We start from the raw sequence: 25,801 nt of genomic DNA, 5'->3' as shown, positions 1-25,801 counted from the left end.
GAAACGGTTCGCCCGGCCCGGGGTGATACCGGGAGACTTCCCCCCGCCCCGGGGGGAAAACGCCCCCGTCCGCCCAGGGGCGGAAAACGCCCGCCGGGGCAGCCGGATCGAGCCGCCCCGGCGGGGCCGGCCGCCGGGTGGCGCGCGGTCAGCCCTCGGCGGCGGTGCGGGGCGTGCCCGCACGCGCCCCGGGCGGAGGCGTGCGGGCGGCCGCCACCGGCTGACGCCGGGTCAGCCGGCGGCGGCGGGGCCGGCCGGCGCGGCCGGTCCGGGGCGGACCACCGCCGGAGCCGCGGCGACCGCCGGGGCGGGATCGCTGCGGCGCAGCCGGAACCAGTAGAAGCCGTGGCCCGCCAGCGTCAGCAGGTACGGCAGCTCCCCGATGGCCGGGAAGCGCACCCCGCCGATCAGCTCCACCGGATGCCGGCCGGCGTAGGACCGCAGGTCGAGCTCGGTGGGCTGGGCGAAGCGGGAGAAGTTGTTCACGCACAGCACCAGGTCGTCCGGCCCGCCGCCGGTCGCCGGGGTCTCCCGCAGGAAGGCGAGCACCGCCGGGTTGCTCGACGGCAGTTCGGTGTAGCTGCCGAGGCCGAACGCGGGGTTCTGCTTGCGGATCTCGATCATCCGCCGGGTCCAGTGCAGCAGCGAGGACGGGCTGCTCATCGCCGCTTCCACATTGGTGACCTGGTAGCCGTAGACCGGGTCCATGATGGTCGGCAGGTACAGCCGGCCGGGGTCGCAGGAGGAGAACCCCGCGTTCCGGTCCGGCGTCCACTGCATCGGGGTGCGCACCGCGTCCCGGTCGCCCAGCCAGATGTTGTCGCCCATGCCGATCTCGTCGCCGTAGTACAGGATCGGCGACCCGGGCAACGACAGCAGCAGCGCCGTGAACAGCTCGATCTGGTTGCGGTCGTTGTCCAGCAGCGGGGCCAGCCGCCGCCGGATGCCGATGTTGGCGCGCATCCGCGGGTCCTTGGCGTACTCCGCGTACATGTAGTCGCGCTCCTCGTCGGTGACCATCTCCAGGGTCAGCTCGTCGTGGTTGCGCAGGAAGATGCCCCACTGGCAGCCCGAGGGGATGGCGGGCGTCTTGGCGAGGATCTCCGAGACCGGGTAGCGGGACTCCCGGCGGACCGCCATGAAGATGCGCGGCATGACCGGGAAGTGGAACGCCATGTGGCACTCGTCGCCGCCGGACTCGAAGTCGCCGAAGTAGTCCACCACGTCCTCGGGCCACTGGTTGGCCTCGGCCAGCAGCACGGTGTCCGGGTAGTGGGCGTCGATCTCGGCCCGCACCCGCTGGAGCATCTCGTGGGTGCGCGGCAGGTTCTCGCAGTCGGTGCCCTCCTCGGCGTACAGGTAGGGCACCGCGTCCAGCCGGAAGCCGTCGATGCCCAGGTCCAGCCAGAAGCGCAGGGCGGCCAGCACCTCCTCCTGGACCGCCGGGTTCTCGAAGTTCAGGTCGGGCTGGTGGGAGAAGAAACGGTGCCAGTAGTACTGCTTGCGCACCGGGTCGAAGGTCCAGTTGGACGCCTCGGTGTCGACGAAGATGATCCGGGCGTCGGGGTAGCCGGTGTCGTCGTCGGCCCACACGTAGTAGTCGCCGTAGGGGCCCTCGGGGTCGCTGCGCGACTCCTGGAACCACGGGTGCTGGTCGCTGGTGTGGTTCATGACGAAGTCGATGATCACCCGCATGCCGCGCTGGTGGGCGGCGTCCACGAACTCCACGAAGTCCGCCAGGTCGCCGAACTCCGGCAGCACGGCGGTGTAGTCCGAGACGTCGTAGCCGCCGTCGCGCAGCGGCGAGGCGAAGAACGGGGGCAGCCACAGGCAGTCGACGCCCAGCCACTGCAGATAGTCCAGCTTCGCGGTGAGTCCCTTGAGGTCCCCGATGCCGTCGCCGTTGCTGTCCTGGAAGGAGCGCACCAGCACTTCGTAGAAGACGGCTCGTTTGAACCACTCGGGGTCCCGGTCCTTGGCGGGGGTGTCCTCGAACTTGTCCGGGACGGGCTCGTTGACGATCATGCGGTGGGTGACCCTCCGATCGGTGAGGACGGTCGCAGCGACAGCACGTGTGCCGGAGCCGGCTCCCGGCTCGGGTCCAGGCGCACGTAGTTGTCCCTGCCCCAGTGGTAGGTCTCCCCGGTGAGCTCGTCGCGCACGGGGAAGGACTCGTCCCAGTCCAGGCCGAGTTCCGGCATGTCCAACGAGACCGTGGTCTCCTGGGTGTGGTGCGGGTCGAGGTTGACCACCGTCAGCACGCAGTCGCCGCGCGGCCCGGGCGCCCGCTTGGAGTAGACGATGACCGCGTCGTTGTCGGCGTGGTGGAAGTGCAGACCGCGCAGTCCGCGGAGCGCCGGGTGGCGCCGGCGCATCCGGTTCAGCCGGGTGATCAGCGGGGCGATGGTGCGCCCCTCGCGCTCGGCCGCCGCCCAGTCACGCGGCCGTAGCTGGTACTTCTCCGAGTCGAGGTACTCCTCGCTGCCCGGTCGCAGCGGGGTGTTCTCGCACAGCTCGTACCCCGCGTACACGCCCCAGGAGGGGGAGAGGGTGGCGGCGAGCACGGCCCGCGCCTCGAACGCGGGGCGTCCGCCCTCCTGCAGATAGGCGTGGAGGATGTCCGGAGTGTTGACGAAGAGATTGGGCCGCATGTACGAGGCCGCGTCCCCGGTCAGCTCCAGCAGGTAGTCGGTCAGCTCCCGCTTGGTGTTACGCCAGGTGAAGTAGGTGTACGACTGCTGGAACCCGATCGCGGCCAGGGTGTGCATCATCGCGGGCCGGGTGAACGCCTCGGCGAGGAAGATCACGTCGGGGTCGGTGCGGTTGATGTCGCCGATGACCTTCTCCCAGAACACCACCGGCTTGGTGTGCGGGTTGTCCACCCGGAAGATCCGCACTCCGTGGTCCATCCAGAACCGCAGCACCCGCTCGGTCTCCCGGACGATGCCCCGGAAGTCCGCGTCGAACGCGATCGGGTAGATGTCCTGGTACTTCTTCGGGGGGTTCTCGGCGTACGCGATCGAGCCGTCCGCCCGGTGGTGGAACCACTCCGGATGGGCGGTCACCCACGGGTGGTCCGGGGAGCACTGGAGCGCGAAGTCCAGTGCCACCTCCATCCGCAGCTCCCGGGCCCGGGTGACGAAGTGGTCGAAGTCCTCCAGGGTGCCCAGGTCGGGGTGGACCGCGTCGTGGCCGCCCGCGGCGGAGCCGATCGCCCACGGCACCCCCACGTCGTGCGGACCGGCGGTCAGCGTGTTGTTGGGGCCCTTGCGGAAGGTCGTGCCGATGGGGTGGACGGGGGGCAGGTACACCACGTCGAAGCCCATCGCGGCCACCGCCGGCAGCCGTTCGGCGGCGGTGCGGAAGGTGCCGCTCACCGGCGGCCCGCCGGCGGTGACCACCGCGCCCTCCGAGCGCGGGAACAGCTCGTACCAGGAGCCGAACAGCGCCCGCTCCCGCTCCACCCGCAGCGGCATCGCGCGGGAGGCGGTGAGCAGTTCGCGCAGCGGGTGCCGGTCCAGCGCCTCCACCACGTCGGCGGCGAGCGCCGCGGCCAGCCGGTCGGCGGCCGTGCGGCGTTCGTCGCGCAGCCCGTCGACCGCGCGCAGCACCGCCTCCCGCCCGTCGCTCTTGGGCACCCCGGCGGCGGCCCGTTCGTGCAGCCGGGCGCCCTCCTCCAGGACGAGTCCGGTGTCGGCCCCGGCTGGGATCTTGATCCCGGCGTGCCGCCGCCAGGTCGCCACCGGATCGCTCCACGCCTCGACGGTGTAGGTCCAGTGGCCCTCGGCGGTGGGGGTGACGTCGGCGCCCCAGCGGTCGGTGCCGGGCGCCAGCTCGCGCATGGGCGTCCACGGGCCGGACCGCCCGGACGGGTCGCGCAGCACGACATTGGCCCTGACCTCGTCATGGCCTTCCCGGAACACGGTGGCGCTGACCTGGAAGGTCTCGCCGGCCACCGCCTTGGCGGGGCGGCGCCCGCAGTCGATGAGCGGGCGGATGTCCAGGACGGGGATACGTCCGATCATGGGATCACCTGGCGGCGTCGCGGGTTTATGGTCTTTGAAGGCGTTTGTCCTTTGTATCTGCTCAACTGTCCGACGACAGGTTGCGGGCATGACTGCTCCTGTCCGCGTTCACTCTGGTGGGCGGATGGGGTGGGCCATGAGAGTTCCGGCCCTCTTCCTCAAGCGGTCAGGAGGAAAGCCTTCCACGGGGCGCGGGAGGGCAATCCGGGACCCGCGCGTTTCGTGGCGGGCCGGCCGTGCGGATTCCGCCAGAGGCGGCCGGGGCGCGGGTCAGCCGCCGGAGGGGCCCCGGTCGGAGGACGGGCCGCCGCGCCGCCGCCCCGCGGGGGTGCGCCGGGAGCCGGGCGCGGGCAGCAGGGACCGGATCTCGTCGGCCACCAGACGGGCCGTCGTGTCCGCCGCGCCACCGACCAGGCGGGTACGGGTGAGGGCGAAGGCCAGCCCGCGCCGGCGGTCGGCGAAGGCGATGCTGCCGCCGCTGCCGTGGTGGCCGAAGGCCGTCACCTCACCGGCCATCTCGGGCAGGCCCAGGAAGTAGCCGAGGCCCTTGGCGTACCGGCCGAGGAGCATCCGGTCCCTGCCGTCGACGGCGACGCCCGCCGCGGCCTCCAGCCGCTCCGGCGTGAGCAGGCGCACCCCGTCGACCTCGCCCAGCAGCGCGGCGTACATGCGCGCGGCCGCCCGCGCGGTGGTGGTGCCGCACGCGGGCAGGTCGGCGAGCAGGTAGGCGCGGCGGTTGGCCAGCTCGGCGGTGGTCCACACCTCGGGGTTGGGCACCACCAGCCGGCGGAACGGCGCGGACGCGGGGAGGGACGCCAGCCACGCCGCCCAGTTGCCCTCCACCAGCGGAGCGGTACGGTCCAGTGCGCTCGCCGGCAGGCCGAAGTGGAGCTCGCCGGACACGCCGAGCGGTTCGCCGACGTACCTGCGCAGGGCCTGACCCGGGGTCAGCCCGGTGACCCGGCGCACGGCCTCGCCGAGGATCCAGCCGAAGGTCCAGCCGTGGTATCCGGTGGCGGTGCCCGGCTCCCACAGCGGTTCCTGCCCCGCGACGAGCGCGCACATGGTGTCCCAGTCGCACAGTTCGGCCGCGGTGACCCCGGCCGGGAGCTGCGGTACGCCGGCCGTGTGGGTCAGGACATGACGAACGGTGATCCGGTCCTTGCCGTGGGCGGCGAACTCCGGCCAGTAGTCGCAGACGGGCGTGTCGTAGCCGATCAGCCCGCGCTCGGCGAGCACATGGACCAGGGTGGCGGTGAAGCCCTTGCCGGTGGAGAAGCTGTGGATCAGGGAGCCGGGGCCGAGCGGGCCGCCACCGGGCGGGCCGGCCGCGCCCGCGCAGGCGTCCACGATCGGTACGCCGTCCAGGTAGGCGGCGGCCTGCAGGCCGGTCTCCCGGCCGGAGTCCACCAGTTCCGCGAGGAGCCCACTGACCCGCGTCTGCACATCGACGACCATCCGGCGACCCATCTGCGCATCATGGCACCGCCCCGCCCGCCGGGTCCGCGAGCGACACCCCGGCCCGGGACGCTCGGACGGCCGCCCGACCCGGGCCCCGGGGCCGGCGTGGCCGGCCGGGCGGGAAGCGGGACGGGGGCGCCCGGAACCGATCGCGTCGGTCCGGACACCCCCGTGGTGCGGTGGCCGTGCCGCGGCGCTACCGCGCCGCGGCCGCCGGGGTCACTTGACGTTGATCCCGGCCCAGGCGTTGTTGACCGCCTTGTACTCGGTGCTGTTCAGGCCGTACAGCGCCTTGGCCGCCTTCAGCGTCGCGGAGCGCGCCTGGGCGTAGGTGGTGGACGAGGTCATGTACGAGGTCAGGGCCTTGTACCAGATCTTCACGGCCTTGTCCCGGCCGATGCCCTTGACGGTCCGGCCGTCCACGGTCGGGCTGTTGTAGGTCACCCCGTTGATGACCTTCCGCCCGCTGCCCTCGGCCAGCAGGTAGAAGAAGTGGTTGGCGGGGCCGGAGGTGTAGTGCGGGTCGTCCGCCCCCATGCCGCGCTTCCAGTAGTCGTAGGACGCGCCGTCCTTGGAGGGCTTGTCCATGTAGCGCAGCGGGGTGCCGTCGCCGTTGATGTCGATCTTCTCGCCGATGAGGTAGTCGCCGACGTCCTTGGTGTTCTTGGCGTAGAACTCCACCGCGGTGCCGAAGATGTCGGAGGTGGCCTCGTTCAGGCCGCCGGACTCACCGCTGTAGACCAGGCCGGCGGTGGCGGAGGTGAGCCCGTGGGTCATCTCGTGCGCGGCCACGTCGAGCGAGGTGAGCGGGTTGCGGTTGCCCACGCCGTCGCCGTAGGTCATGCAGAAGCACTCGTCGTCCCAGAAGGCGTTGACGTACTCGCTGCCGAAGTGGACCCGGGACGGGGCGGCCTTGCCGTTGTTCTTGATGCCGTTGCGGCCCAGGACCTTCTTGTAGTAGTCCCAGGTCATCGCGGCGCCGTAGTGGGCGTCGACGGCGGCGGTCTGGCCGTTCGCGGGGGAGCCGTTGCCCCACTTGTTGTCGGCGTCGTAGTACCGCCACTTCGGCACGTCGAGGTAGTCGTCCTCGCTGCCCATGTTCTTCAGGTTGTACGTGAGGTGGCCACCGCGGGCGGTGTCCTTCAGCACGTACCGGCTGCCGCTCTTCTCGGTGGTCAGCGACACCGTGCCGTTGTACTCGCTGTATCCGGTGCCGGTGGCGTTGACCACCGCCTGGTACTCGTACAGCTTCTTGCCGGTGTCGGCGTCGGTGATGACGTGCAGCCGGGACGGGGTGCCGTCCTCCTGGAAACCGCCGACGACGGTCTCGTAGGCCAGCACCGGCTTGCCGGTGGCGGCCCAGATCACCTTGCGCGGCGCCCGGTCGGCGTCCGCCTGCTCGCCGCCGGCGGCCTTGGCGGCGCCCAGGGCGGTCTTCTCGGCACCGGCCGCGGAGGCGGCGGCCTTGGTGTCGGTGACCTTGATGGCGGCCGAGGTGGCCTTGGTGACGTCCTCGGTCTCGCCGTCCGCCGAGCGCTGGACGACCAGGTCGCCGCCGAGCACCGGCAGGCCGTCGTAGGTGCGCTCGTAGCGGGTGTGGGTGGTGCCGTCCGCGTCCTTGACGACGTCGCGGACGACCAGTCGCTCCTTGGCGCCGAGGCGCAGCGAGCGGGCGGCGTCGGCGGTGCCGGCGCCGGCGGTGCGGATCAGCTCGGCGCGCTGCGAGGCGGAGAGCGTGGTGGCCGAGGCGCCGGTCGCGGCGGACTCGGCGGGGGCCGCGCCGGCGGAGCCGGTGGCGGCGGCAGCGGCGATGAGGGCTGCTGCCACGGTCGCCGCGGAGGCGACGAGGGCGGTGCGGCGGTGTCTCGGACCGGATATGGAACCGGAAGGCACGCGAGGACTCCCTGTTTTTGTGTGGGGAGTTGGGCGGGCTTGGTCGGCCCCCCCAACCAAAACAAAAGATGCGGCGGTGCCGCATGGAGCCAGACCTTGCCATCAAACACACGTTCATGTCACGGGCGATATTTTCGAAACCGCCGGAAACGTCCGGTAAAGGGCTGATCAAATCCGCGAAAACACGACGAGCGGTGCCCGGAAGGGTAAGTTCCGGACACCGCTCGTCGGATCAGCGGTTCAGCGGTTCCGTGGCCCAGGGCGCACCGCCGGCTCCTGGGACGGTCCGGCCGCTACTTGACGTTGACGCCGGCCCAGGCGCTCTCCACGCCCTTGTACTCGGCGCTGTCGGCGCCGAACAGGTCGGTGGCGGCCTTCAGCGTGGCCTCACGGGCCGCGTGGTAGTCCGTCGTCGACGTCATGTAGGTGGTCAGCGCCTTGTACCAGATCTTCTCGGCCTTGTCCCGGCCGATGCCCTCGACCTTGGACCCGTCGGCCGTCGGGCTGTCGTACTGCACGCCGTTGATCTCCTTCTGGCCGCTGCCCTCGGACAGCAGGTAGAAGAAGTGGTTGCCGATGCCCGAGGAGTAGTGGACGTCGACGTCGCCGGCGTTCTCGTCCCAGGAATCGAGCGACTGGCCGTCCTTGGAGGGCTTGTCCATGTAGCGCAGCGGGGTGCCGTCGCCGTTGATGTCGATCTTCTCGCCGACCAGGTAGTCACCCGTGTCGGTGCTGTTGTTCGCGGCGAACTCCACGCCCGCGGCGAAGATGTCCGAGGTCGCCTCGTTGAGGCCGCCGGACTCCCCGCTGTACTCCAGGCCCGCGGTGTTGGAGGTGACGCCGTGCGTCATCTCGTGCGCCGCGACGTCGATCGAGGTCAGCGGGTGGCTGTTGCCCTGGCCGTCGCCGTAGGTCATGCAGAAGCAGCTGTCGTCCCAGAAGGCGTTGACGTAGTTGTCGCCGTAGTGGACCCGGGAGTAGGCGCCCTTGCCGTCGTTCTTGATGCCCGAGCGGTCGTGCACGTTCTTGTAGTAGTCCCAGGTGAGGGCGGCGCCGTAGTGGGCGTCGACGGCCGCGGTCTGCGGGTCGTCGCCCTTGCCGTTGCCCCAGGCGTCGTCCTCGTCGGAGAACGCCGCCCCCTCGCCGCTCTGGCCGTGGTCCAGGTTGGTGGTCCGGTGGCCGCCGCGGTCGGCGTCGGTGAGGGTGAAGCCGGCGCCCTCCTTGCTGGTGCCCAGCTCCACCTTGCCGCTGTACTGGCTCTCGCCGCTGCCGTTCTCGATGCCCTGGTACTCGAAGAGCTTCTTGCCGGTGGCGGCGTCGGTGATGACGTGCAGCTCGTTGGGGGTGCCGTCCTGCTGGACACCGCCGACCACGGTCTCGTAGGCCAGGACCGGCTTGCCGGTCGCGGCCCAGATCACCTTGCGCGGGCTGCGGGTGGGCTTGGCCTGGGTGGTGTCGTCGGCCTTGGCCAGCTTCACCGCGGAGCGGGCGGCGGTGTCCGGCGCCAGCTTCGGGGTGGTGGAGGCGACGGCGACGGTGGCCTTGGTGGCCTTGGTGACGCCCTTGATCTTGCCGGCCCCGGACCGGTGCACGATCAGGTCGCCGCCGAGCACCGGCAGGCCGTCGTAGGTGCGGTGGTAGCGGGTGTGCAGGGTGCCGTCGGCGTCCTTGACGACGTCCTTGACGACCAGCTTCTCCTTGGCGCCGAGCCGCAGCGCCTCGGCGGTCCGCGCCGTGGTGGCGTCGGCCCCGCGGAGCAGCTCGGCCCGCTGGGAGGCGGAGAGCTTGACGGACAGGGCGCCGGTGTCGACACCGTCCGTGCCGGAGGGGGCGGCACCGGCGGAGCCGGTGGTCATGCCGGTGGCGATGAGCGCGGCGGCGGCGACCGCCGCCCCGGCGGCCGCGGCGGTGCGGCGGCGCTTGCCGCTCGCGTGGGACGCCGTGCCGGATATGGGCATGCGAGAGGACTTGCTCACGCTGTACTCCTCGTTGCTGTGGGGGGTTGGGCCGGGCGGCAGCGGGTGCCGTCCGGTCCGGAACAAGAGGTGCGATTAGCGTGGGCAGACTGTCACACAAGCTGCGTACATGTCACGTGAATTGCGAGAGGTAGGCCGGAAATTGTCCGTTGGGTGCCGCCGGAATTCCGGATACCGGGCGCCCGGCCCGGTGGCCGGCGCCCCCGGGGAGCCGGCCCGGAGCCGGCCCGGAGCCGGCCTGAGCGGACGCGAAGGCGCCGCCCGGGGCCCGGCCGTCCGGGAGTGTCCCTCTCCGGACGGCCGGTACCACGCCTCGGGCGGCGCCTGGTTCAGTTCGGCCGGTCAGCGCGCTGCCTCCCGGCGGAGTGTCAGAAGGTCAGCTTCCAGCTGTTGATGTAGCCGGTGTCCGCCGAGTAGACGTCCTGCACCTTCAGCTTCCAGGTGCCGTTCGCGGCCTCGGAGGAGGCGTTGACGGTGTACGTCGTCTTGACGTTGTCGGCCGAGTCCGAGGAGCTGGAGTTCTTCAGCCGGTAGCTCGTACCGTCCGGCGCCACCAGGTCGATGACCAGGTCGCCCCGCCAGGTGTGCACGATGTCCACACCCACCTGGAGGTTGCTCGGGGCGTTGCCCGCCCGGGTGACGTTGATCGGCGAGGTGACCGCCGCGCCCGCGTCCGGGATCTGGACGTCGGTGGTGTTCTCGAAGACGTTGCCGCCGCTGGTGTTGACCGTCCAGGTGAACGAGGCGGTGCCGCTCTTGCCGGCCGAGTCGGTCACCGTGACCGTCACGTTGCTGGTGCCGGTGGCGGTCGGGGTGCCCGAGATCAGGCCGGTGGAGGAGTTGATCGACAGGCCGGCCGGCAGCCCGGTCGCCGTGTAGCCCAGCGCGCCCGGGTTGCTGCTGGTCGCCTGGATCTGCAGGCTGGCGGCCTGGTTGAGGATGCTGGTCTGGTTGCCGGGCGGGGTCACCGTGACCCCGTCGGAGATCCGCGCACCGACGTTCACCCCGGCCCAGGCGTTGGCCACGTTGTTGTACGTGGTGCTGCCCACGCCGAACAGCTCGCCCGCCGCCCACAGCGTCGCGTCCCGCGCGCCCGCGTAGTTGGTGTTGGACGTCATCCGCTGGGTCAGCGCCTTGAACCAGATCTTCTCGGCGTTGGCCCGGCCGATGGCGGTGACCGGAAGCCCGTCCGAGGTCGGGCTGTCGTAGCTGACGCCGTTGACGACCTTCTGGCCGCTTCCCTCGGAGGCGAGGTAGAACCAGTGGTTGGCGACGCCCGAGGAGTAGTGGACGTCGATGTTGCCGATGCCGGAGTACCAGCTGTCCTTGGACGAGCCGTCCTTGGAGGGCTTGTCCATGTAGCGCAGCGGGGTGCCGTCGCCGTTGATGTCGATCTTCTCGCCGACGAGGTAGTCGCCGACGTCCTTGCTGTTGTTCGCGGCGAACTCCACCGCGGCGGCGAAGATGTCGGAGGTCGCCTCGTTGAGACCGCCGGACTCGCCGCTGTACACCAGCTTGGCGGTGACCGAGGTGAGGCCGTGCGTCATCTCGTGCGCCGCGACGTCGATCGAGGTCAGCGGCTTGGCGTTGCCCTCGCCGTCGCCGTACGTCATGCAGAAGCAGGAGTCCTGCCAGAACGCGTTGACGTAGTTGTTGCCGTAGTGGACCCGGGAGTACGCGCCGACGCCGTCGCCCCGGATGCCCGAGCGGCCGTGCACGTTCTTGTAGTAGTCCCAGGTGAGGGCGGCGCCGTAGTGGGCGTCGACACCCGCGGTCTGGGTGTTGGACGGCGTGCCGTCGCCCCACACGTCGTCCGCGTCGGAGAACAGCGTCCCCTGGCCGGAGGTGCCCCGGTTCAGGTTGTAGGTCTTGTGGCTGCCGCGCGTGGAGTCGGTCAGCGTGTAGGAACCGGAGCTGCCCGCGGTGCCGAGGGTGACCTGGCCGCCGTACTGGCTGTTGCCGGTGCCGTTGTGGACCGCCTGGTACTCGAAGAGCTTCTTGCCGGTGGCGGCGTCGGTGATGACGTGCAGCTCGTTCGGCGTGCCGTCCTGCTGGAGGCCGCCGACGACCGTCTCCCAGGCGAGGGTCGGGGTGCCGTCGGCCGCCCAGATCACCTTGCGGGGGGCCCGCTCGGCCGCCGTCTTCTTCGAGCCCTCGGCGACGGAGGCCTTCACCGCGGCCTTCTCGGCGGCGGCCGGGGTGACCTTGGCGCTGGTGGTGGCGACCTTGACCCGGGTCTTCGTGGCCTTGGCGACGGTCTCGACCGTGCCGCCGCGGGTCTCCTGGACGATCAGGTCGCCGCCGAGCACCGGCAGCCCGTCGTAGGTCCGCTCGTACCGGGTGTGGGTGGTGCCGTCGGCGTCCCGGGTGACGTCCCGGACGACCAGCTTCTCCTTGGCGCCGAGGCCCAGCGTCTTGGCGGTGTCGGCCTTGGTGGCGTTGGCTTCCCGGAGCAGCTCGGCCCGTTGCGCGGGGGTGAGCTTCACCGGCAGCGCGCCGGCGCGGGCCTTGGCGACGACCTTGCCGGCGGTGGCCGGCGGCGTGTCGGGGCGGGCCGAGGCGGAACCTGACTGGATGCCGACGGCGAGCATGGCCGTCACGGCGACCAGCGCGCCGGTGGCTACGGTACGCCGATGGGGGGTGGATCTCACGCTGTCTCCTTCTGCGTGGCCGCGCGGGTTACGCGGACCGGATCAGACCGGGCGGTTGGTTCGCCGTCCGGGCAGAGCGAGGCAGAACACGGTGCATCCCGGGCACGCGGCCGGAGCACTCCGGTGAGGCGATCCGGAGCGGTCCGGGCCGAAGGGCCCGAGGCGTGGGGGAGTGTGCGGGTGCCGACCGGCACCTGACGGAACGTTCCCCGGGACGCGGCGGGTGCTGTGGGGGAGCCGCGCATCGGTTCCCGGAAGAGTGCCATCTCCGCCATGTACGTGTCAGGAGTGCTGCCGGAAGTTGGCCGGAATCTGTCCGTTGACGGACCAGTCGTGTTCGTATTGCGGAGTCCGGTGCGGGCCCGCGGCGGCCCCCGCCAGGACCGCGCATCCGTAGGATCCGGCCATGACGGAAGACGCCAAATCCCTGACCGAGCCGCCGCATTCGCTCGGCGACCCGCGTGAGCTGCTCGATGCCTACCTCGACTACTACCGGGCGGTGGTGCTGCGGAAGCTGGACGGGCTGTCGGAGCACGAATTGCGCCACAGCAGACTGCCGTCCGGCTGGACCCCCCTCGAACTGCTGGGGCATTTGACGTGGGTCGAGCGCCGTTGGTTCCAGTGGGGCTTCGCCGCCCGCCCATTCCCGGACCCCTGGGGCGACCGGGGGCCCGACGGCCGCTGGCACGTCTCGGAGGAGGACACCCTCGCCACCCTGACGGCCCGTTTCGAGGAGGCCTGCGCGCACTCCCGTGCGCTGGTCGCCGGGATCCCCGCGGAACGGCGGTCGGCGGTCGGCGGCCGCTTCCCGGCCGAGGCGGACGCACCCCCGCTCGGCTGGATCCTCTTCCACGTCCTCCAGGAGTACGCCCGGCACGCCGGCCACCTCGACGTGGTGCGGGAACTGGCGGACGGCCGGGTCGGCGAGGCGGCGGCCACCCCGCCGCGGCGCGACGGCGGCCCCGGCCCCGCGGGCGGGTGACCCCGCCCGCCGCGCCCCGGTCCCCGTCCGGGATGGGGCGCGGCCGGGGGCTCCGGCGCGCCCGCCGGCCCGACTCCGGTGCGCCCGGCCGGCCGGCCGGGCGCCGGGTCAGCCGGGCGCCGGGGCCGGTCGCGCGCCGGGCCGGTCGCGCACGGTCGGTCGTGCGCCGGGTCGGTCGCGCGGGCCCGGTCCGGTGGCTCAGGCCGCCACCCGGCGGTGCAGGAAGTCCCCGATCAGGTCCGCGATCTGCGCCCCGTGGGTCTCCAGTGCGAAGTGCCCGGTCGGCAGCAGATGGACCTCCGCCTCCGGCAGGTCGCGCCGGAAGGCGGTCGCCCCCTCGGGGAGGAAGATCTCGTCATGTGCGCCCCAGACCGCGAGGAGGGGCACCTGGCTGCCGCGGAAGTACTCCTGGAACTCCGGGTACAGCGCGAGGTTGCTGCCGTAGTCGCCGATCAGCCGCAGCTGGACGGCGTCCTGGCCGGGCCGGGCCATCAGCGCGGTGTCGTGGTGCCAGGCGTCCGGGCTGAGCAGGCTCGGGTCGGTCACCCCGTGGGTGTACTGCCAGCGGATGCTCTCCGGGCTCTGGAACCCCCGGACGGCCGCCTCGTTCTCCGGTGACGGGTCGTCGAGGTAGGCGAGGACCGGGGCCCACGCCTGCGCCGCCAGTCCCTCCCGGTAGGCGTTGCCGTTCTGGGTGATGATCGCGGTCACCCGCTCGGGGTGCGCGAGGGCCAGCCGCAGACCGATGGGGGCCCCGTAGTCCTGGACGTAGAGCGCGAAGCGCTCCAGCCGCAGCCGCCGGGTGAACTCGGCGGTGATCTCCGCGAGGTGCGCGAACGAGTAGTCCGCCTCGGTCGCCGGAGGCGCCGCCGAATAGCCGAACCCGAGGTGGTCCGGGGCGATCAGCCGGAAGCGGCCGGCCAGTCGCGGGATGAGGTCCCGGAACATGTGCGAGCTGGTCGGGAAGCCGTGCAGCAGCAGGAGTGCCGGGGCGTCCGGGGCACCCGCCTCCCGGTAGAAGATCTCGTGCCCGTGCACGGTGACGGTGCGGTGGTGGACCGGATGTACCGGCATGTCTAACCCCTGTAGATGCGTTGAGTGGTTGGCCGAGGGCAAGGCAACACCACCTCCGTCTAACTTGTCAACGAAGGTTCAAGGGTTAGGGTTGGGGTTGGGGCGGGCTGGGGCCCCCGGCCGGCCTTCGCGGCGGCCGGGGACCCTCACACCAGGAGGAACCTCACACCAGGCTGTCCCGCCACGCCCGGTGCAGCGCCGCGAACCGCCCCTCACCGCGGACGAGTTCGTCCGGGGCGCCGTCCTCGACGATCCGCCCGTCCGCCATCACCAGCACCCGGTCGGCGATCTCCACCGTGGACAGCCGGTGCGCGATCACCACGGCGGTACGGCCCCTGAGCACCGTGTGCATGGCCTGCTGGACCGCCCGCTCACCGGGGATGTCCAGCGAGGAGGTGGCCTCGTCGAGGATGAGGACGGCCGGGTCGGCGAGCAGGGCCCGGGCGAAGGCGACCAGCTGGCGCTGCCCGGCCGAGATGCGGCCGCCGCGCTTGCGGACGTCGGTGTCGTACCCGTCCGGCAGCGCGGCGATGAAGTCGTGCGCGCCGATCGCCTTCGCGGCCCGCTCGATGTCGTCCCGGGTGGCGTCCGGCCGGCCGATGGCGATGTTGTCGGCCACCGTGCCGGAGAACAGGAACGCCTCCTGGGTCACCATCACCACCCCCCGCCGCAGCTCCGGGGTGGCCAGCTCCCGCAGGTCCACCCCGTCGAGCAGCACCCGGCCGCCGGAGGGGTCGTAGAACCGGGCGAGCAGCTTGGCCAGCGTCGACTTGCCCGCACCGGTGGAACCCACCACCGCCACCGTCTGCCCGGCGGGCACCGTCAGCCCGAACCGCGGCAGCACCTCGCCACCGGTCCGGTACGCGAACCGGACGTCCTCGAACACCACCTCCCGGCCCGGCCGGCCGGCGGGCCGCTCCGGCAGCGGACGGGGCTCCGCGGGCTCGGGTACGGAGGGCCGCTGGGCCAGCAGGCCGGCGATCTTCTCCAGCGAGGCGGCCGCCGCCTGGTAGGAGTTGAGGAACATGCCGAGCCGGTCGATCGGGTCGTACAGGCGGCGCAGGTACAGGGCCGCCGCGGCCAGCGCCCCCAGCGCCAGGTCGCCGGAGGCCACCCGGTGGGCGCCCCAGAGCACGATGACCGCCAGTCCGGTGTTCGCCACCAGCCGGGAGCCGACCACGTAACGGGCCATCTCCAGGATCGCGTCGCCGTTGACCCGCTCGTGGCTCCGGTTCAGCTCGTCGAAGTGCGCGTCGTTGGCCCGCTCCCGGCGGAACGCCTGCACCGGGCGGATGCCGTTCATGGTCTCGGTGAACTTCACGATCACCGCGGCCATCGCGGTGGACTTCTTCCGGTGCACCCGGTTCGAGCGCCGGTCGAAGCGCCGGATGAGCAGGTGCAGCGGCCAGAAGGACAGCACCGCCGCGGCGCCCAGCCCCCAGTCCAGGTACAGCAGCATGGCGGAGATGTACACCACCGACAGGCCGACGGCGAGCAGCTCCTCCAGGCCCTCGTTGAGCAGCTCGCGCAGCGACTCCACGTCCGTGGTGGCGCGGGAGATCAGCCGCCCGGAGGTGTACCGCTCGTGGAAGTCCACGCTGAGTGCCTGCGCGTGCCGGAAGATGCGTCCGCGCAGGTCGAGCAGGACGTCCTGGCTGATGCCCGCCCAGACGCGGATGAACGTGTACTGGAGCGCGCCGGAGGCCGCGGCGCAGCCCAGATAGACCACGCCGACCGCGATCAGCGGGCCGTTGTCGTCGCGGCGGAGCGCGGGCACCGCGCTGTCGATGGCGTACGCCACCAGCAGCGGACCGGCCTGCACGGCGGCCTGCTGGAGCAGCAGCAGCACCGCGGCCAGCCAGACCCGGCCGTGCCGGGGGGCCAGCAGCGACCGGAGCAGGTCGCGGGAGGCGCCCTCGGGCGCGGGCAGCACATCGTGGTCGAAGGCGCCGTCCGGCCCGGAGGCCGGGGAGGAGCCCGGGGTGCCGGTGGACGGGCGGGCCGCGTCACGCTCCGGACCGCCGCCACCGGTGGCGGCGCCGGAGGCCGGCGGGGCGGCGCCCGGACCTGCCGGGCGCCCGTCGCGACCGGGGACCGGCCGGTCGCCGGTGGAGGTGCTCATCGGGGGGTCTCCTCCTCGTCGCCGGACATGAGCAGCCGGTACTCCGCGCTGTCCCGCAGCAGTTGATGGTGGGTGCCGACGGCGGCGATCCGGCCCTCGGAGAGCAGCGCCACCCGGTCGGCGAGCAGCACCGTGGAGGGGCGGTGGGCCACGATCAGCGCGGTGGTGGTCGCCAGCACCTCGCGGAGCGCGGCCTCCACCAGTGCCTCGGTGTGCACGTCCAGCGCGGAGAGCGGGTCGTCCAGCACCAGGAAGCGGGGCCGGCCGACCACCGCGCGGGCCAGTGCCAGCCGCTGCCGCTGACCGCCCGACAGGCTCAGCCCCTGTTCGCCGACCTGGGTCCGGGTACCGTCCGGCAGCGCGTGGACGAACCCCGCCTGAGCCACCTCCAGCGCCCGGGACAGCTCCGCCGGACCCGCGCCCGCGGCGCCCATCAGCACGTTCTCGCCCACCGTCGCCGAGAACAGGGTGGGTTCCTCGAAGGCCACCGCCACCAGGCCGCGCAGCTCGTCGCGGCCGATCGCGGTGATGTCCCGGCCGTCGAGGGTGATCCGGCCGCCGGTCACCTCGTGCAGCCGGGGCACCAGGGCGGTCAGGGTGGTCTTGCCGGAACCGGTCGCGCCGACCAGGGCCAGCGACTCGCCGGGCCGGATGTGCAGGTCCACCCCGCGCAGCACGGGGGGTTCGCCGGGTGGTGCGTCGGCATGGCGGAAGACCACCCCTTCGAACCGGAGCCCGAGGCGGCCGGTGCCGGCGGCCGGGGCCCGACCCGGGCCGCCCGGGCCGTCCGGTTCCGGGCCGTCCGGTCCGGGGCCGGCCCGGTCCGTGCCGTCCGCCGCCGGGTCCGTGCCGTCCGCCGCCGGGTCCGTGCCGTCCGCCGCCCGGGCCGGGGCGTCCACCGCCCGGTCGCCGTCGGCCGGTCCGGGGCCGGGCTGCGCCGCGTCCGCGGCCGGCTCGTCCATCACCTCGAAGTAGCGGTCGGTCGCCGTCGCCGAGTCCTGGCTCATCGCCAGCAGGAAGCCGACCGACTCCACCGGCCAGCGCAGCGCCAGCGCCGTGGAGAGGAAGGCGACCAGGGTGCCCGCCGACAGGTCGCCGTCGGCGACCCGCACCGTGCCCAGCAGCAGCGCGGTGCCGATCGCCAGCTCCGGCAGGGTCATGATCAGCGCCCACAGGGTGGCGAGCAGCCGCGCCTTGCGCAGCTCGGTGGCGCGGAGCCGGTGCGAGAGCGCCCGGAACGCGCGGGCCTGGCTGCGGTGCCGCCCGAACCCCTTGATGATGCGGATGCCGAGCACGCCCTCCTCGACCACCGTCGTCAGGTCGCCGATCTGGTCCTGCGCGGTCCGTGCCGCCTGGGAGTAGCGCGCCTCGAAGTACGAGCAGAGCGCCACCAGCGGGACGACCGGGGCGAGCAGCAGCAGCCCCAGCGTCCACTGCTGGGACAGCAGGATCGCGAAACCGAGCAGGATGGTGGCCGCGTTGACGACCAGGAAGGTCAGCGGGAAGGCGAGGAACAACCGCACCAGCATCAGGTCGGTGGTGGCACGGGACAGCAGCTGCCCGGAGGGCCAGCGGTCGTGGAAGGAGACCGGCAGCCGCTGCAGATGGCGGTAGAGGTCGGCCCGCATGGCGGCCTCCACGCTCGCCAGCGGCCGGGCCACCAGCCAGCGGCGGAACCCGAAGAGCACCGCCTCGGTGACCCCGAGCGCCAGCAGCAGCGCCCCGCCCAGCCAGACCCCGCCCGGGTCCCGGTCGGCCACCGGCCCGTCCACCAGCCACTTCAGCACCAGTGGGATCACCAGGCTGAGGCTGGAGGCCACGATGGCCACCACCGCCGCGGTGCAGAACCGGACCCGCACCGGCCGGAGGTACGGCCACAGGCGCAGCAGCGAACGCACCACGGACCGGCGCCGGGCGGCGCCTCCCGCGGGCGCCCCGGCCTCGACCGCCGGGTCCTCGCCCGCTCCCCGGGGGCCGGAATCCGTGCCGGAACCAACGTCGGTGTCGGTGCCGGAGCCGGCGCCGGGAAGGGCGCCGGGCGGGGCGGCGGCAGCGGCCCGGGAGCCGGGGCCGGCGGCGGGCGGCGGTGCGGGGACGGGGCTCTGGGGGAGTGGGCCGGTGTCAGACATCAGGGGCGAGACTACGGTTCACCCCTGACACGGCTCACTCGGTTTTCCGGCCCCCGTCCGCCGCGGGCAGCGCGCGCAGCAGCAGCAGCGACCGCCCCGGCAGCCGCACCGGCGCCCCGGCGGGCACCGGGGCGCCGGGCGCGGCCCCCGCGGGCCCGCCGCCGACCGCGCCGGCGTCCGGGCCCGGTTCCGGCGGCCCGGCCGGCGCGTCGTCCCGCGCGGTGTCGACCACTACCCGGTAGCCGCCCGCCCACGGCGCGCCCGGCGGGACGAAGTCCACCGGGTCCGGGCCGGTGTGCAGCACCAGCAGGAAGCTGTCGTCGGTCACCGGGGCCCCCTCCGCGTCCCGCTGCGGCAGATCCCGTCCGGAGAGGAACATCCCGATGGTGGCCGCCGGCGCGTACCAGTCGGCGTCGGTCATCCGCTCCCCCCGCGCGGTGAACCAGGCCAGATCGGGCAGCCCGCCCGGGGCCGCCGGCCGGCCGGTGAAGAACGCGTCGCGGCGGAGCGCCGGATGGGCGCGGCGCAGCGCGATCAGCCGGGCGGTGAAGGCGGTCAGCGCCCGGTTGTCCGGTTCCGCGGCCGCCCCCCAGTCCAGCCAGCTGACCTCGTTGTCCTGGCAGTAGGCGTTGTTGTTGCCGCCCTGGGTGCGGCCCAGCTCGTCACCCGCGACCAGCATCGGCACCCCGGTGGACAGCAGCAGGGTGGCGAGCAGGTTGCGCACCTGGCGGGCCCGGAGCGCGTGGATCGCCGGGTCGTCGGTCCCGCCCTCCGCGCCGCAGTTCCAGGACCGGTTGTCGTCGGTGCCGTCGCGGTTGCCCTCGCCGTTGGCCTCGTTGTGCTTGCGGTCGTGGCTGACCAGGTCGCGCAGGGTGAAACCGTCGTGCGCGGTGACGAAGTTGACCGAGGCACCGGGCCGCCGGCCGTTCCAGGCGTACAGGTCGCTGGAGCCGGACAGCCGGTAGCCCAGGTCCCGCAGATCCGGCAGCGCGCCGCGCCAGCAGTCCCGCACCGCGTCCCGGTAGCGGTCGTTCCACTCCGCCCACGGCCGGGGGAAGCCCCCCACCCGGTAGCCGCCCGGGCCCACGTCCCACGGCTCGGCGATCAGCTTCACCCGCCGCAGCACCGGGTCCTGGCCGAGGACCGCGAGGAACGGCCCGTTCATGTCCACCCCGTCCGCGTTCCGCGCCAGCGCGGTGGCCAGGTCGAAGCGGAAGCCGTCCACCCCCATCTCGGTGACCCAGTAGCGCAGCGAGTCGGCGATCAGCCGCAGCACCTGCGGCTGCGGCACGTCCAGGGTGTTCCCGCAGCCGGTGACGTCGGCGTAGCGGCGCGGGTCCTGCTGGAGCCGGTGGTGACCGGCGTTGTCGATACCGCGCAGCGAGAACGTCGGGCCCAGCTCACCGCCCTCCGCGGTGTGGTTGTAGACCACGTCGAGGATCACCTCGACCCCCGCCTCGTGCAGCGCCCGCACCATCCGCCGGAACTCCCCGACCTGCTGGCCCCGGGTGCCGGTGGCCGCGTAGCCGGAGTACGGCGCGAAGTAGCCGATGGAGTTGTAGCCCCAGTAGTTGCGCAGCCCGCGGCGGAGCAGATGGTCCTCGTGGCCGAAGTGGTGCACCGGCAGCAGCTCCACGGCCGTCACCCCGAGCCGGGTGAGGTGCTCCAGCGCCGCCGGGTGCGCCAGCCCCGCGTAACTGCCGCGCAGCTCGGGCGGTACGCCGGGGTGACGCATCGTGAAGCCGCGGACGTGCAGCTCGTACAGGACGGTCTCCGACCACGGGGTGCGCGGCCGCCGGTGCGCCGCGTCCGGCCCGGCCTCGGCGGGACCGACCACCACCCCCTTGGGCACGAACGGGGCCGAGTCGCGGTCGTCCCGCACGGTGTCCGCCACGTGCTGCTCCGGCCAGTCCCGGACATGCCCGTAGACCTCCGGCGGCAGCGGGCCGTCCCCGGCGCCGGGCGACCCGGGCCCGCCGAACTCCCCGTCGACCGCCCGGGCGTAGGGGTCCAGCAGCAGCTTCGCCGGGTTCCAGCGGGCCCCGGTCCACGGGTCCCAGCGGCCGTGCACCCGGTAGCCGTACCGGCGGCCGGGCAGCACTCCGGGCACGAAACCGTGCCAGACGCCGTCCGTCCGCTCCACCAGCGTGCGGCGGGACTCCCGCCCCTCCTCGTCGAACAGGCAGACCTCGACCGCCTCCGCCCCGCCGGCCCACAGCGCGAAGTCGGTGCCCGCCGGGGCGCCGTCCGGGCCGGGCCGCGGCCACGCCCCGAGCGGCTGGTCCGGGCCGGGCTGGGCGGGCACGCCCGGCACCGGCCCGCCGCGGGGCGCCGGGACCGAGACGGCCGGGGGTTCCGCGGCCGGGCCGGCGGGGGGCGCGGCGGGGCGCGCGGAGCCGGCGGCGGGCGGCGGCCCGTCCCGGCCCGGGGCGCGCTCCGGCCACCCATCGTGGACTGTCTCCTGCTCGGCTGCGCTCGACACCCTGATCGCCTCCGGCGGCTCGCGGCTGACCCCGCGGCCCGTGGTGGAGCCGTGGAGGGCGACTCCACGGCTCGCGGCGGGGCCGCGGAGAGCGGACACGGACCGGCGGCACCACCCTGCCGCTGCCGTCGTGCCGGACCGTCCCGTCGGCCGCCACACCGGTCCCGTGGGCGGGTCGGCCGTCCGCGCGGCGTCCCGTGCCGCCGGTCCCTCCCGCCTCACCACGAGTTCTGCCCACAACCGGCGCGGCGCTCACCCCGGCGGGCCGCGGCGGCACCGACCGGCCCGGCCCCGGCCCCGCCCGGCCACGGTGGCACCGCCCCCGCCCGGGCACCGGAAGCCCCGCCCGGGCCGCGGGGGCCGGACCGGCGCGGTCCCCCGTGCGGGGCTCCGTTCGGGTCCATTTCGTTTCCCCGGGGCCGGGCGGTCGTTGGGACGGACGTGACACATGGATCGAGACCGGGGCCCTGGGCCAGGGCGGTGCGGCGGGCCGCCGTGACCGGGGCGGTGCTGGTGGCGCTCGCCGGGTGCGGGCTGGGCGGGTTCGGCAGCGACGACGCGCCGCGCTCGCCGGAGGAGATCATCCGGATCACGCCGCACGACGGGGCGAGGGGCGTGCCGGCGGACGGCCGGCTGTCGGTGACCGCGCCCGACGGCCGGCTGGAGCGGGTGCGGGTGACCCGCGTCGACGACGCCGGTCAGCGGGCCGACGTGGCCGGGCGGCTCTCTGCGGACCGCAGGTCCTGGCGCCCGGACCGGGCCCGTCTGGCGCTCGCTGCCCGGTACCTGGTGCACGCGGTGGCGGTGGACGGCCGGGGGCGCCGCGCCGCCCGGCACACCGCCTTCACCACCTTCGTCCCGGCGCACCGGTTCATCGGCTACTTCACCCCCGAGCACCGGGCCACGGTGGGCACCGGCATGATCGTGTCCTTCGCCTTCAACCGCCCGATCGCCGACCGGGCCGCGGTCGAGCGGGGCATCTCGGTGAGCGCCCGGCCGGCCACCGAGATCGCCGCGCACTGGTTCGGCGACCGGCGCCTGGACTTCCGGCCGCGCGACTACTGGACCCCGGGCACCGAGGTCACCCTGCGGCTGCGGCTGCGGGACGTGCGGGCCGCCCCGGGGGTGTACGGGGTGCAGCACCGTACGGTCCGGTTCACCGTCGGCCGCTCCCAGACCAGCACCGTGGACGCGGCCGCCCACACCATGACGGTGCGCCGCGCCGGGCAGCCGATCGCGGTGCTGCCGGTGACCACCGGAGGTGCCGGCCACGAGACCTGGAACGGGCGGATGGTGGTGATGGAGCGGCTCGCGGAGACCCGGATGGACGGCTCGACGGTCGGGTTCGGCGGCGAGTACGACATCGCGGACGTGCCGCACGCGCTCCGGCTGACCACCTCCGGGACCTTCCTGCACGGCAACTACTGGGCCGGCGCGAGCACCTTCGGCAGCGTCAACTCCACCCACGGCTGCGTGGGGCTGCGCGACGTACGGGGCGGCAGCCCGCGGACCGCCGCCGGATGGTTCTACGACCGCACCCTCGTCGGTGACGTGGTGCAGGTGGTCAACTCCCACGAGCGCCAGGTGGCGCCGGACAACGGGCTGGGTGGCTGGAACATGCCGTGGCCGCGCTGGCGGGCGGGCTCCGCACTGGGCTGACCGCCCCTCACCCCCCGGGCCCCTTCCCGTCCCACGTTCCCCGCCCCGGTCCCCGGCCCCCGTCCCCCCGGCCCCGTCCCCCCGGCCCCGTCCCCCCGGCCCCGGTCCCCCGGCCGCCTCCGGTCCGTCCGGTGCCCGGCGCCGCAGCGGACCCCGGCGGCTGCCGCGGTGAACCGGCCCGTCCCTCTCGATTCGCCCATCCCGCCCACCGCTCCCACTTGGGACCGAACGGTGACATTCACCGGCCGTTCTCCGGGTAGGTGATGTGGTTATCTATCGCCATGCGCGCAGGTCGCGCGAGTGGGGGTGCCGCGGGGGCGCGGGCCGTGCGGAGGGGAGAGAGCCGGAGTGAAGGTGCAGCGCATATCGGGGGCCCAGGGCCGCAGGGGGATGTCCGCCCTGCTGCTGGGGGCGTTGCTGGTCGTGGTGACGGCGTGTGGCGGGGGCGGCGGTTCCGACGACGACAAGGGCCGGGACGGCAACGGCGACCAGAAGGCGTCGGAGGCGGTGGTCGCCATCCTGCCCAAGGACGGCGCCGCCGACGTGGCGACCGACGGAGCGCTGAAGGTCACGGCCGAGAAGGGCAAGCTCAGCTCGGTGAAGGTGGCGGACGACAAGGGCCGCGCCATCGACGGCAAGATCTCGCCGGACGGCTCCAGCTGGATCCCGGAGGAGCACCTGGGCGCCGCCACCAAGTACACGGTGGACGCCGTCGCCAAGGACTCCGACGGCCGGGAGTCGGCCAAGCACGCCAGCTTCACCACCCTGGTGCCGAAGAACACCTTCGTCGGCTACTTCACGCCGGAGGACGGCAGCGTGGTCGGCGTGGGGATGCCGGTCTCGCTGAAGTTCAGCCGGGGCATCACCGACCCGAAGGCGGTGGAGCGCGCGGTCAAGGTCACCGCCTCCCCGTCGGTGCCGATCGAGGGCCACTGGTTCGGCAACGACCGGCTGGACTTCCGGCCGGAGAAGTACTGGGCCGCCGGCACCAAGGTCACGCTGGAGCTGAACCTCGACGGCGTCGAGGGGCGGCCCGGTGTCTACGGCAAGCAGTCCAAGACGGTGAAGTTCACCGTCGGCCGCAGCCAGGTCAGCGTGGTGGACGCCAAGGCCAAGACGATGACGGTCAAGCGGGACGGCAAGACCCTCAAGACCATCCCGATCACCTCGGGCGCGCCCGGTACCGAGACGTACAACGGGCAGATGGTGATCAGCGAGAAGTTCCCGGTGACCCGGATGAACGGCGAGACCGTGGGCTTCGGCGGGGAGTACGACATCAAGGACGTGCCGCACGCGATGCGCCTGTCCACCTCCGGGACCTTCATCCACGGCAACTACTGGGCCGCCCCCTCCACGTTCGGCTCGGTGAACGCCAGCCACGGCTGCGTCGGGCTCCGCGACCTGCGCGGTGGCGGGAACAACGGAACGCCGGGCGCCTGGTTCTTCAAGGAGTCGATCCTCGGGGACGTGGTCGTGGTGAAGAACTCCAACGACAGCACCATCCAGCCGGAGAACGGTCTCAACGGCTGGAACATGTCCTGGGAGCAGTGGAAGGCGGACCAGTAGCCCACCGGCTGACGGCGGGCTGCGCCGGCGGGCCCGGGCGGCGGTGGAGACACCGCGGCCCGGGCCCGCCGGCGTTCCGGGCGGGCACCGGACCCTCCGCCGCCCCGGGCCCGAGGGGCGGTCCGGGCCCGCTGCCGCCGTCCGGTGAACGCGCGCTAACCTGCGCCCATGACTGTGACTCTCGAGGTGGCCGACGGCGTCGGCACCATCCGCCTGGACCGCCCCCCGATGAACGCCCTGGACATCGCCACCCAGGACCGGCTCCGTGAGCTCGCCGAGGAGGCCACCCGTCGCGAGGACGTCCGCGCGGTGGTCCTCTGGGGCGGCGAGAAGGTGTTCGCGGCCGGCGCGGACATCAAGGAGATGCAGGTCATGGATCACGCCGCGATGGTGGCCCGGTCCCGGGACCTGCAGGACTCCTTCACGGCGGTGGCCCGTATCCCCAAGCCGGTGGTCGCCGCCGTCACGGGGTACGCGCTGGGCGGCGGCTGCGAGCTGGCGCTGTGCGCCGACTTCCGGATCGCCGCGGAGAACGCCAAGCTCGGCCAGCCCGAGATCCTGCTCGGGCTGATCCCCGGCGCCGGCGGCACCCAGCGGCTGTCCCGGCTGGTCGGGCCGTCCCGGGCCAAGGACCTGATCTTCACCGGGCGCATGGTCAAGGCGGACGAGGCGCTCACCCTCGGGCTGGTCGACCGGGTCGTCCCGGCGGAGGAGGTGCACGCCGAGGCGCACGCCTGGGCGGCGAAGCTGGCACAGGGCCCGGCGCTGGCGCTGCGCGCGGCCAAGGAGTCGGTGGACGCGGGTCTGGAGACCGACATCGACACCGGCCTGGCCATCGAACGGAACTGGTTCGCCGGTCTGTTCGCCACCGAGGACCGGGAGACCGGCATGCGCAGCTTCGTGGAGGAGGGCCCCGGCAAGGCCAAGTTCCGCTGAACGCAGGCGCGTTCACGGCGCGTGGGGGCGCACGGGGCAACTCGTCGGCGCCCCCGCGTGCCTCTTGTGGGGGAATTGCGCCGCCTCCGCGCCGCGAACTCCCCGCCCCATTCCGGTACGCTGGGCGATCATTCGTACGCGTGCTGTCATTGCTGGTCAGGTCGGTTTCCCGGCTCCTCGGCCGCGGGCGGCCCGCGTCGGGACCGGTGACCCGGGCCCATGGCCACGGCGTTCGGAATCCAGCGGTTCCGCTCCCGGCGGTCACCTGGGGCGGCCATCATGGGGGGCATGGCGGGCTTGGAGGGTATGGAGCAGCCGCAGAAACGTGCCGTTCCGGCGTCTGTCCGGCGCGTGCCGTCCGTCGAGGACGAGCTTGCGCTCAAGGTGGTCGACCGGTTGGGCGACCCGACGGCCGAGGAGGTGCGGCTCCCCTCCCGTCCGGAGTCGGCGGGTACCGCGCGGCGGCTGACCGAGGCGGTCGTCCTGCGGGTCTGGCAGCTCTCCCCGCAGCTGGCCGAGTACGCGGTGCTGCTCGTCTCGGAGCTGGTCGGCAACGCCGTGCGGCACACCGGGGCGCGCTGCGTCGGGCTGCGGATGCACCGCCGCCGGGGCTGGATCCGGGTGGAGGTCCGGGACCCCTCGCGCGGGCTGCCGTGCCTGATGCCGGTGCAGGAGCTGGACATCACCGGCCGCGGGCTCTTCCTGGTCGACAAGCTCTCCGACCGGTGGGGCGTGGACCTGCTGCCCCGCGGCAAGACCACCTGGTTCGAGATGCGGGTGGTGGACCGCTGAACGCGAAGAGGCCCCTGGTGACCGTCGCGGTGTGACGGTACGGGGCCTCTGTG

Annotated in this window: 15 protein-coding genes; 5 read left to right on the top strand and 10 right to left on the bottom strand. The window is 73.3% G+C overall.

Annotated features, from left to right (window positions below):
• Positions 1–231: 231 nt before the first annotated feature.
• From treS to ACH4B3_RS01215, 6 genes are all read right to left on the bottom strand, one after another.
• Positions 232–2,025, bottom strand: a complete 1,794-nt coding sequence (gene treS / locus ACH4B3_RS01240; protein ID WP_398460628.1) for a maltose alpha-D-glucosyltransferase — start codon at positions 2,023–2,025, stop codon at positions 232–234.
• Positions 2,022–4,025: a maltotransferase domain-containing protein gene (locus ACH4B3_RS01235; protein WP_398460627.1), complete on the bottom strand. Its 2,004-nt coding sequence runs from the start codon at positions 4,023–4,025 to the stop codon at positions 2,022–2,024. The genes treS and ACH4B3_RS01235 overlap by 4 nt, the downstream gene beginning before the upstream one ends.
• Before the next feature lie 270 nt (positions 4,026–4,295).
• Positions 4,296–5,495 (bottom strand): serine hydrolase domain-containing protein, encoded by a 1,200-nt coding sequence (locus ACH4B3_RS01230; RefSeq protein ID WP_398460626.1) that lies wholly within the window; start codon positions 5,493–5,495, stop codon positions 4,296–4,298.
• Between the two features lie 210 nt (positions 5,496–5,705).
• On the bottom strand, positions 5,706–7,379 hold the full coding sequence (locus ACH4B3_RS01225; protein ID WP_398460625.1) for a M4 family metallopeptidase: 1,674 nt from the start codon (positions 7,377–7,379) through the stop codon (positions 5,706–5,708).
• Positions 7,380–7,672: 293 nt separating this feature from the next.
• Positions 7,673–9,337, bottom strand: a complete 1,665-nt coding sequence (locus tag ACH4B3_RS01220) for a M4 family metallopeptidase (RefSeq protein WP_398461543.1) — start codon at positions 9,335–9,337, stop codon at positions 7,673–7,675.
• A gap of 386 nt (positions 9,338–9,723) precedes the next feature.
• Positions 9,724–12,006: a M4 family metallopeptidase gene (locus tag ACH4B3_RS01215; protein ID WP_398460624.1), complete on the bottom strand. Its 2,283-nt coding sequence runs from the start codon at positions 12,004–12,006 to the stop codon at positions 9,724–9,726.
• Between the two features lie 406 nt (positions 12,007–12,412).
• On the opposite strand from ACH4B3_RS01215, the gene ACH4B3_RS01210 reads away from it, so the two are divergent.
• Complete coding sequence (locus tag ACH4B3_RS01210) at positions 12,413–12,988, top strand: DinB family protein (RefSeq protein WP_398460623.1); 576 nt, start codon at positions 12,413–12,415, stop codon at positions 12,986–12,988.
• Between the two features lie 198 nt (positions 12,989–13,186).
• Here ACH4B3_RS01210 and ACH4B3_RS01205 read toward each other — a convergent pair whose 3' ends face one another.
• From ACH4B3_RS01205 to glgX, 4 genes are all read right to left on the bottom strand, one after another.
• The gene (locus tag ACH4B3_RS01205; protein ID WP_398460622.1) at positions 13,187–14,062 is read right to left on the bottom strand and encodes an alpha/beta fold hydrolase; all 876 of its coding nucleotides are present in this window, start codon (positions 14,060–14,062) and stop codon (positions 13,187–13,189) included.
• Positions 14,063–14,225: 163 nt separating this feature from the next.
• On the bottom strand, positions 14,226–16,184 hold the full coding sequence (locus ACH4B3_RS01200) for an ABC transporter ATP-binding protein (RefSeq protein WP_398460621.1): 1,959 nt from the start codon (positions 16,182–16,184) through the stop codon (positions 14,226–14,228).
• Entirely contained in the window at positions 16,181–18,313 is a 2,133-nt protein-coding gene (locus tag ACH4B3_RS01195) for an ABC transporter ATP-binding protein (RefSeq protein WP_398460620.1), read from the bottom strand. Before ACH4B3_RS01195 ends, ACH4B3_RS01200 begins: the two co-directional genes overlap by 4 nt.
• 34 nt (positions 18,314–18,347) lie before the next feature.
• Positions 18,348–20,795 (bottom strand): glycogen debranching protein GlgX, encoded by a 2,448-nt coding sequence (gene glgX, locus ACH4B3_RS01190; RefSeq protein WP_398460619.1) that lies wholly within the window; start codon positions 20,793–20,795, stop codon positions 18,348–18,350.
• 441 nt (positions 20,796–21,236) lie between these two features.
• Here glgX and ACH4B3_RS01185 point away from each other — a divergent pair, with 441 nt between their 5' ends.
• The 4 genes from ACH4B3_RS01185 (at position 21,237) to ACH4B3_RS01170 (ending at position 25,748) form a co-directional block, all read left to right on the top strand.
• On the top strand, positions 21,237–22,454 hold the full coding sequence (locus ACH4B3_RS01185) for an Ig-like domain-containing protein (protein WP_398460618.1): 1,218 nt from the start codon (positions 21,237–21,239) through the stop codon (positions 22,452–22,454).
• Between the two features lie 390 nt (positions 22,455–22,844).
• Positions 22,845–24,020, top strand: coding sequence for an Ig-like domain-containing protein (locus ACH4B3_RS01180; RefSeq protein WP_398461542.1), 1,176 nt, complete (start codon positions 22,845–22,847; stop codon positions 24,018–24,020).
• Between the two features lie 168 nt (positions 24,021–24,188).
• Positions 24,189–24,956, top strand: a complete 768-nt coding sequence (locus ACH4B3_RS01175; protein ID WP_398460617.1) for an enoyl-CoA hydratase/isomerase family protein — start codon at positions 24,189–24,191, stop codon at positions 24,954–24,956.
• Between the two features lie 288 nt (positions 24,957–25,244).
• Entirely contained in the window at positions 25,245–25,748 is a 504-nt protein-coding gene (locus tag ACH4B3_RS01170) for an ATP-binding protein (protein ID WP_398460616.1), read from the top strand.
• Positions 25,749–25,801 lie beyond the last annotated feature (53 nt).

The organism is Streptomyces sp. NPDC018031, assembly GCF_044327625.1.
Taxonomy (GTDB): domain Bacteria; phylum Actinomycetota; class Actinomycetes; order Streptomycetales; family Streptomycetaceae; genus Streptomyces.
Note: the sequence above shows the minus strand (reverse complement) of the source record. Positions and strands in the feature narration are given on the sequence as shown.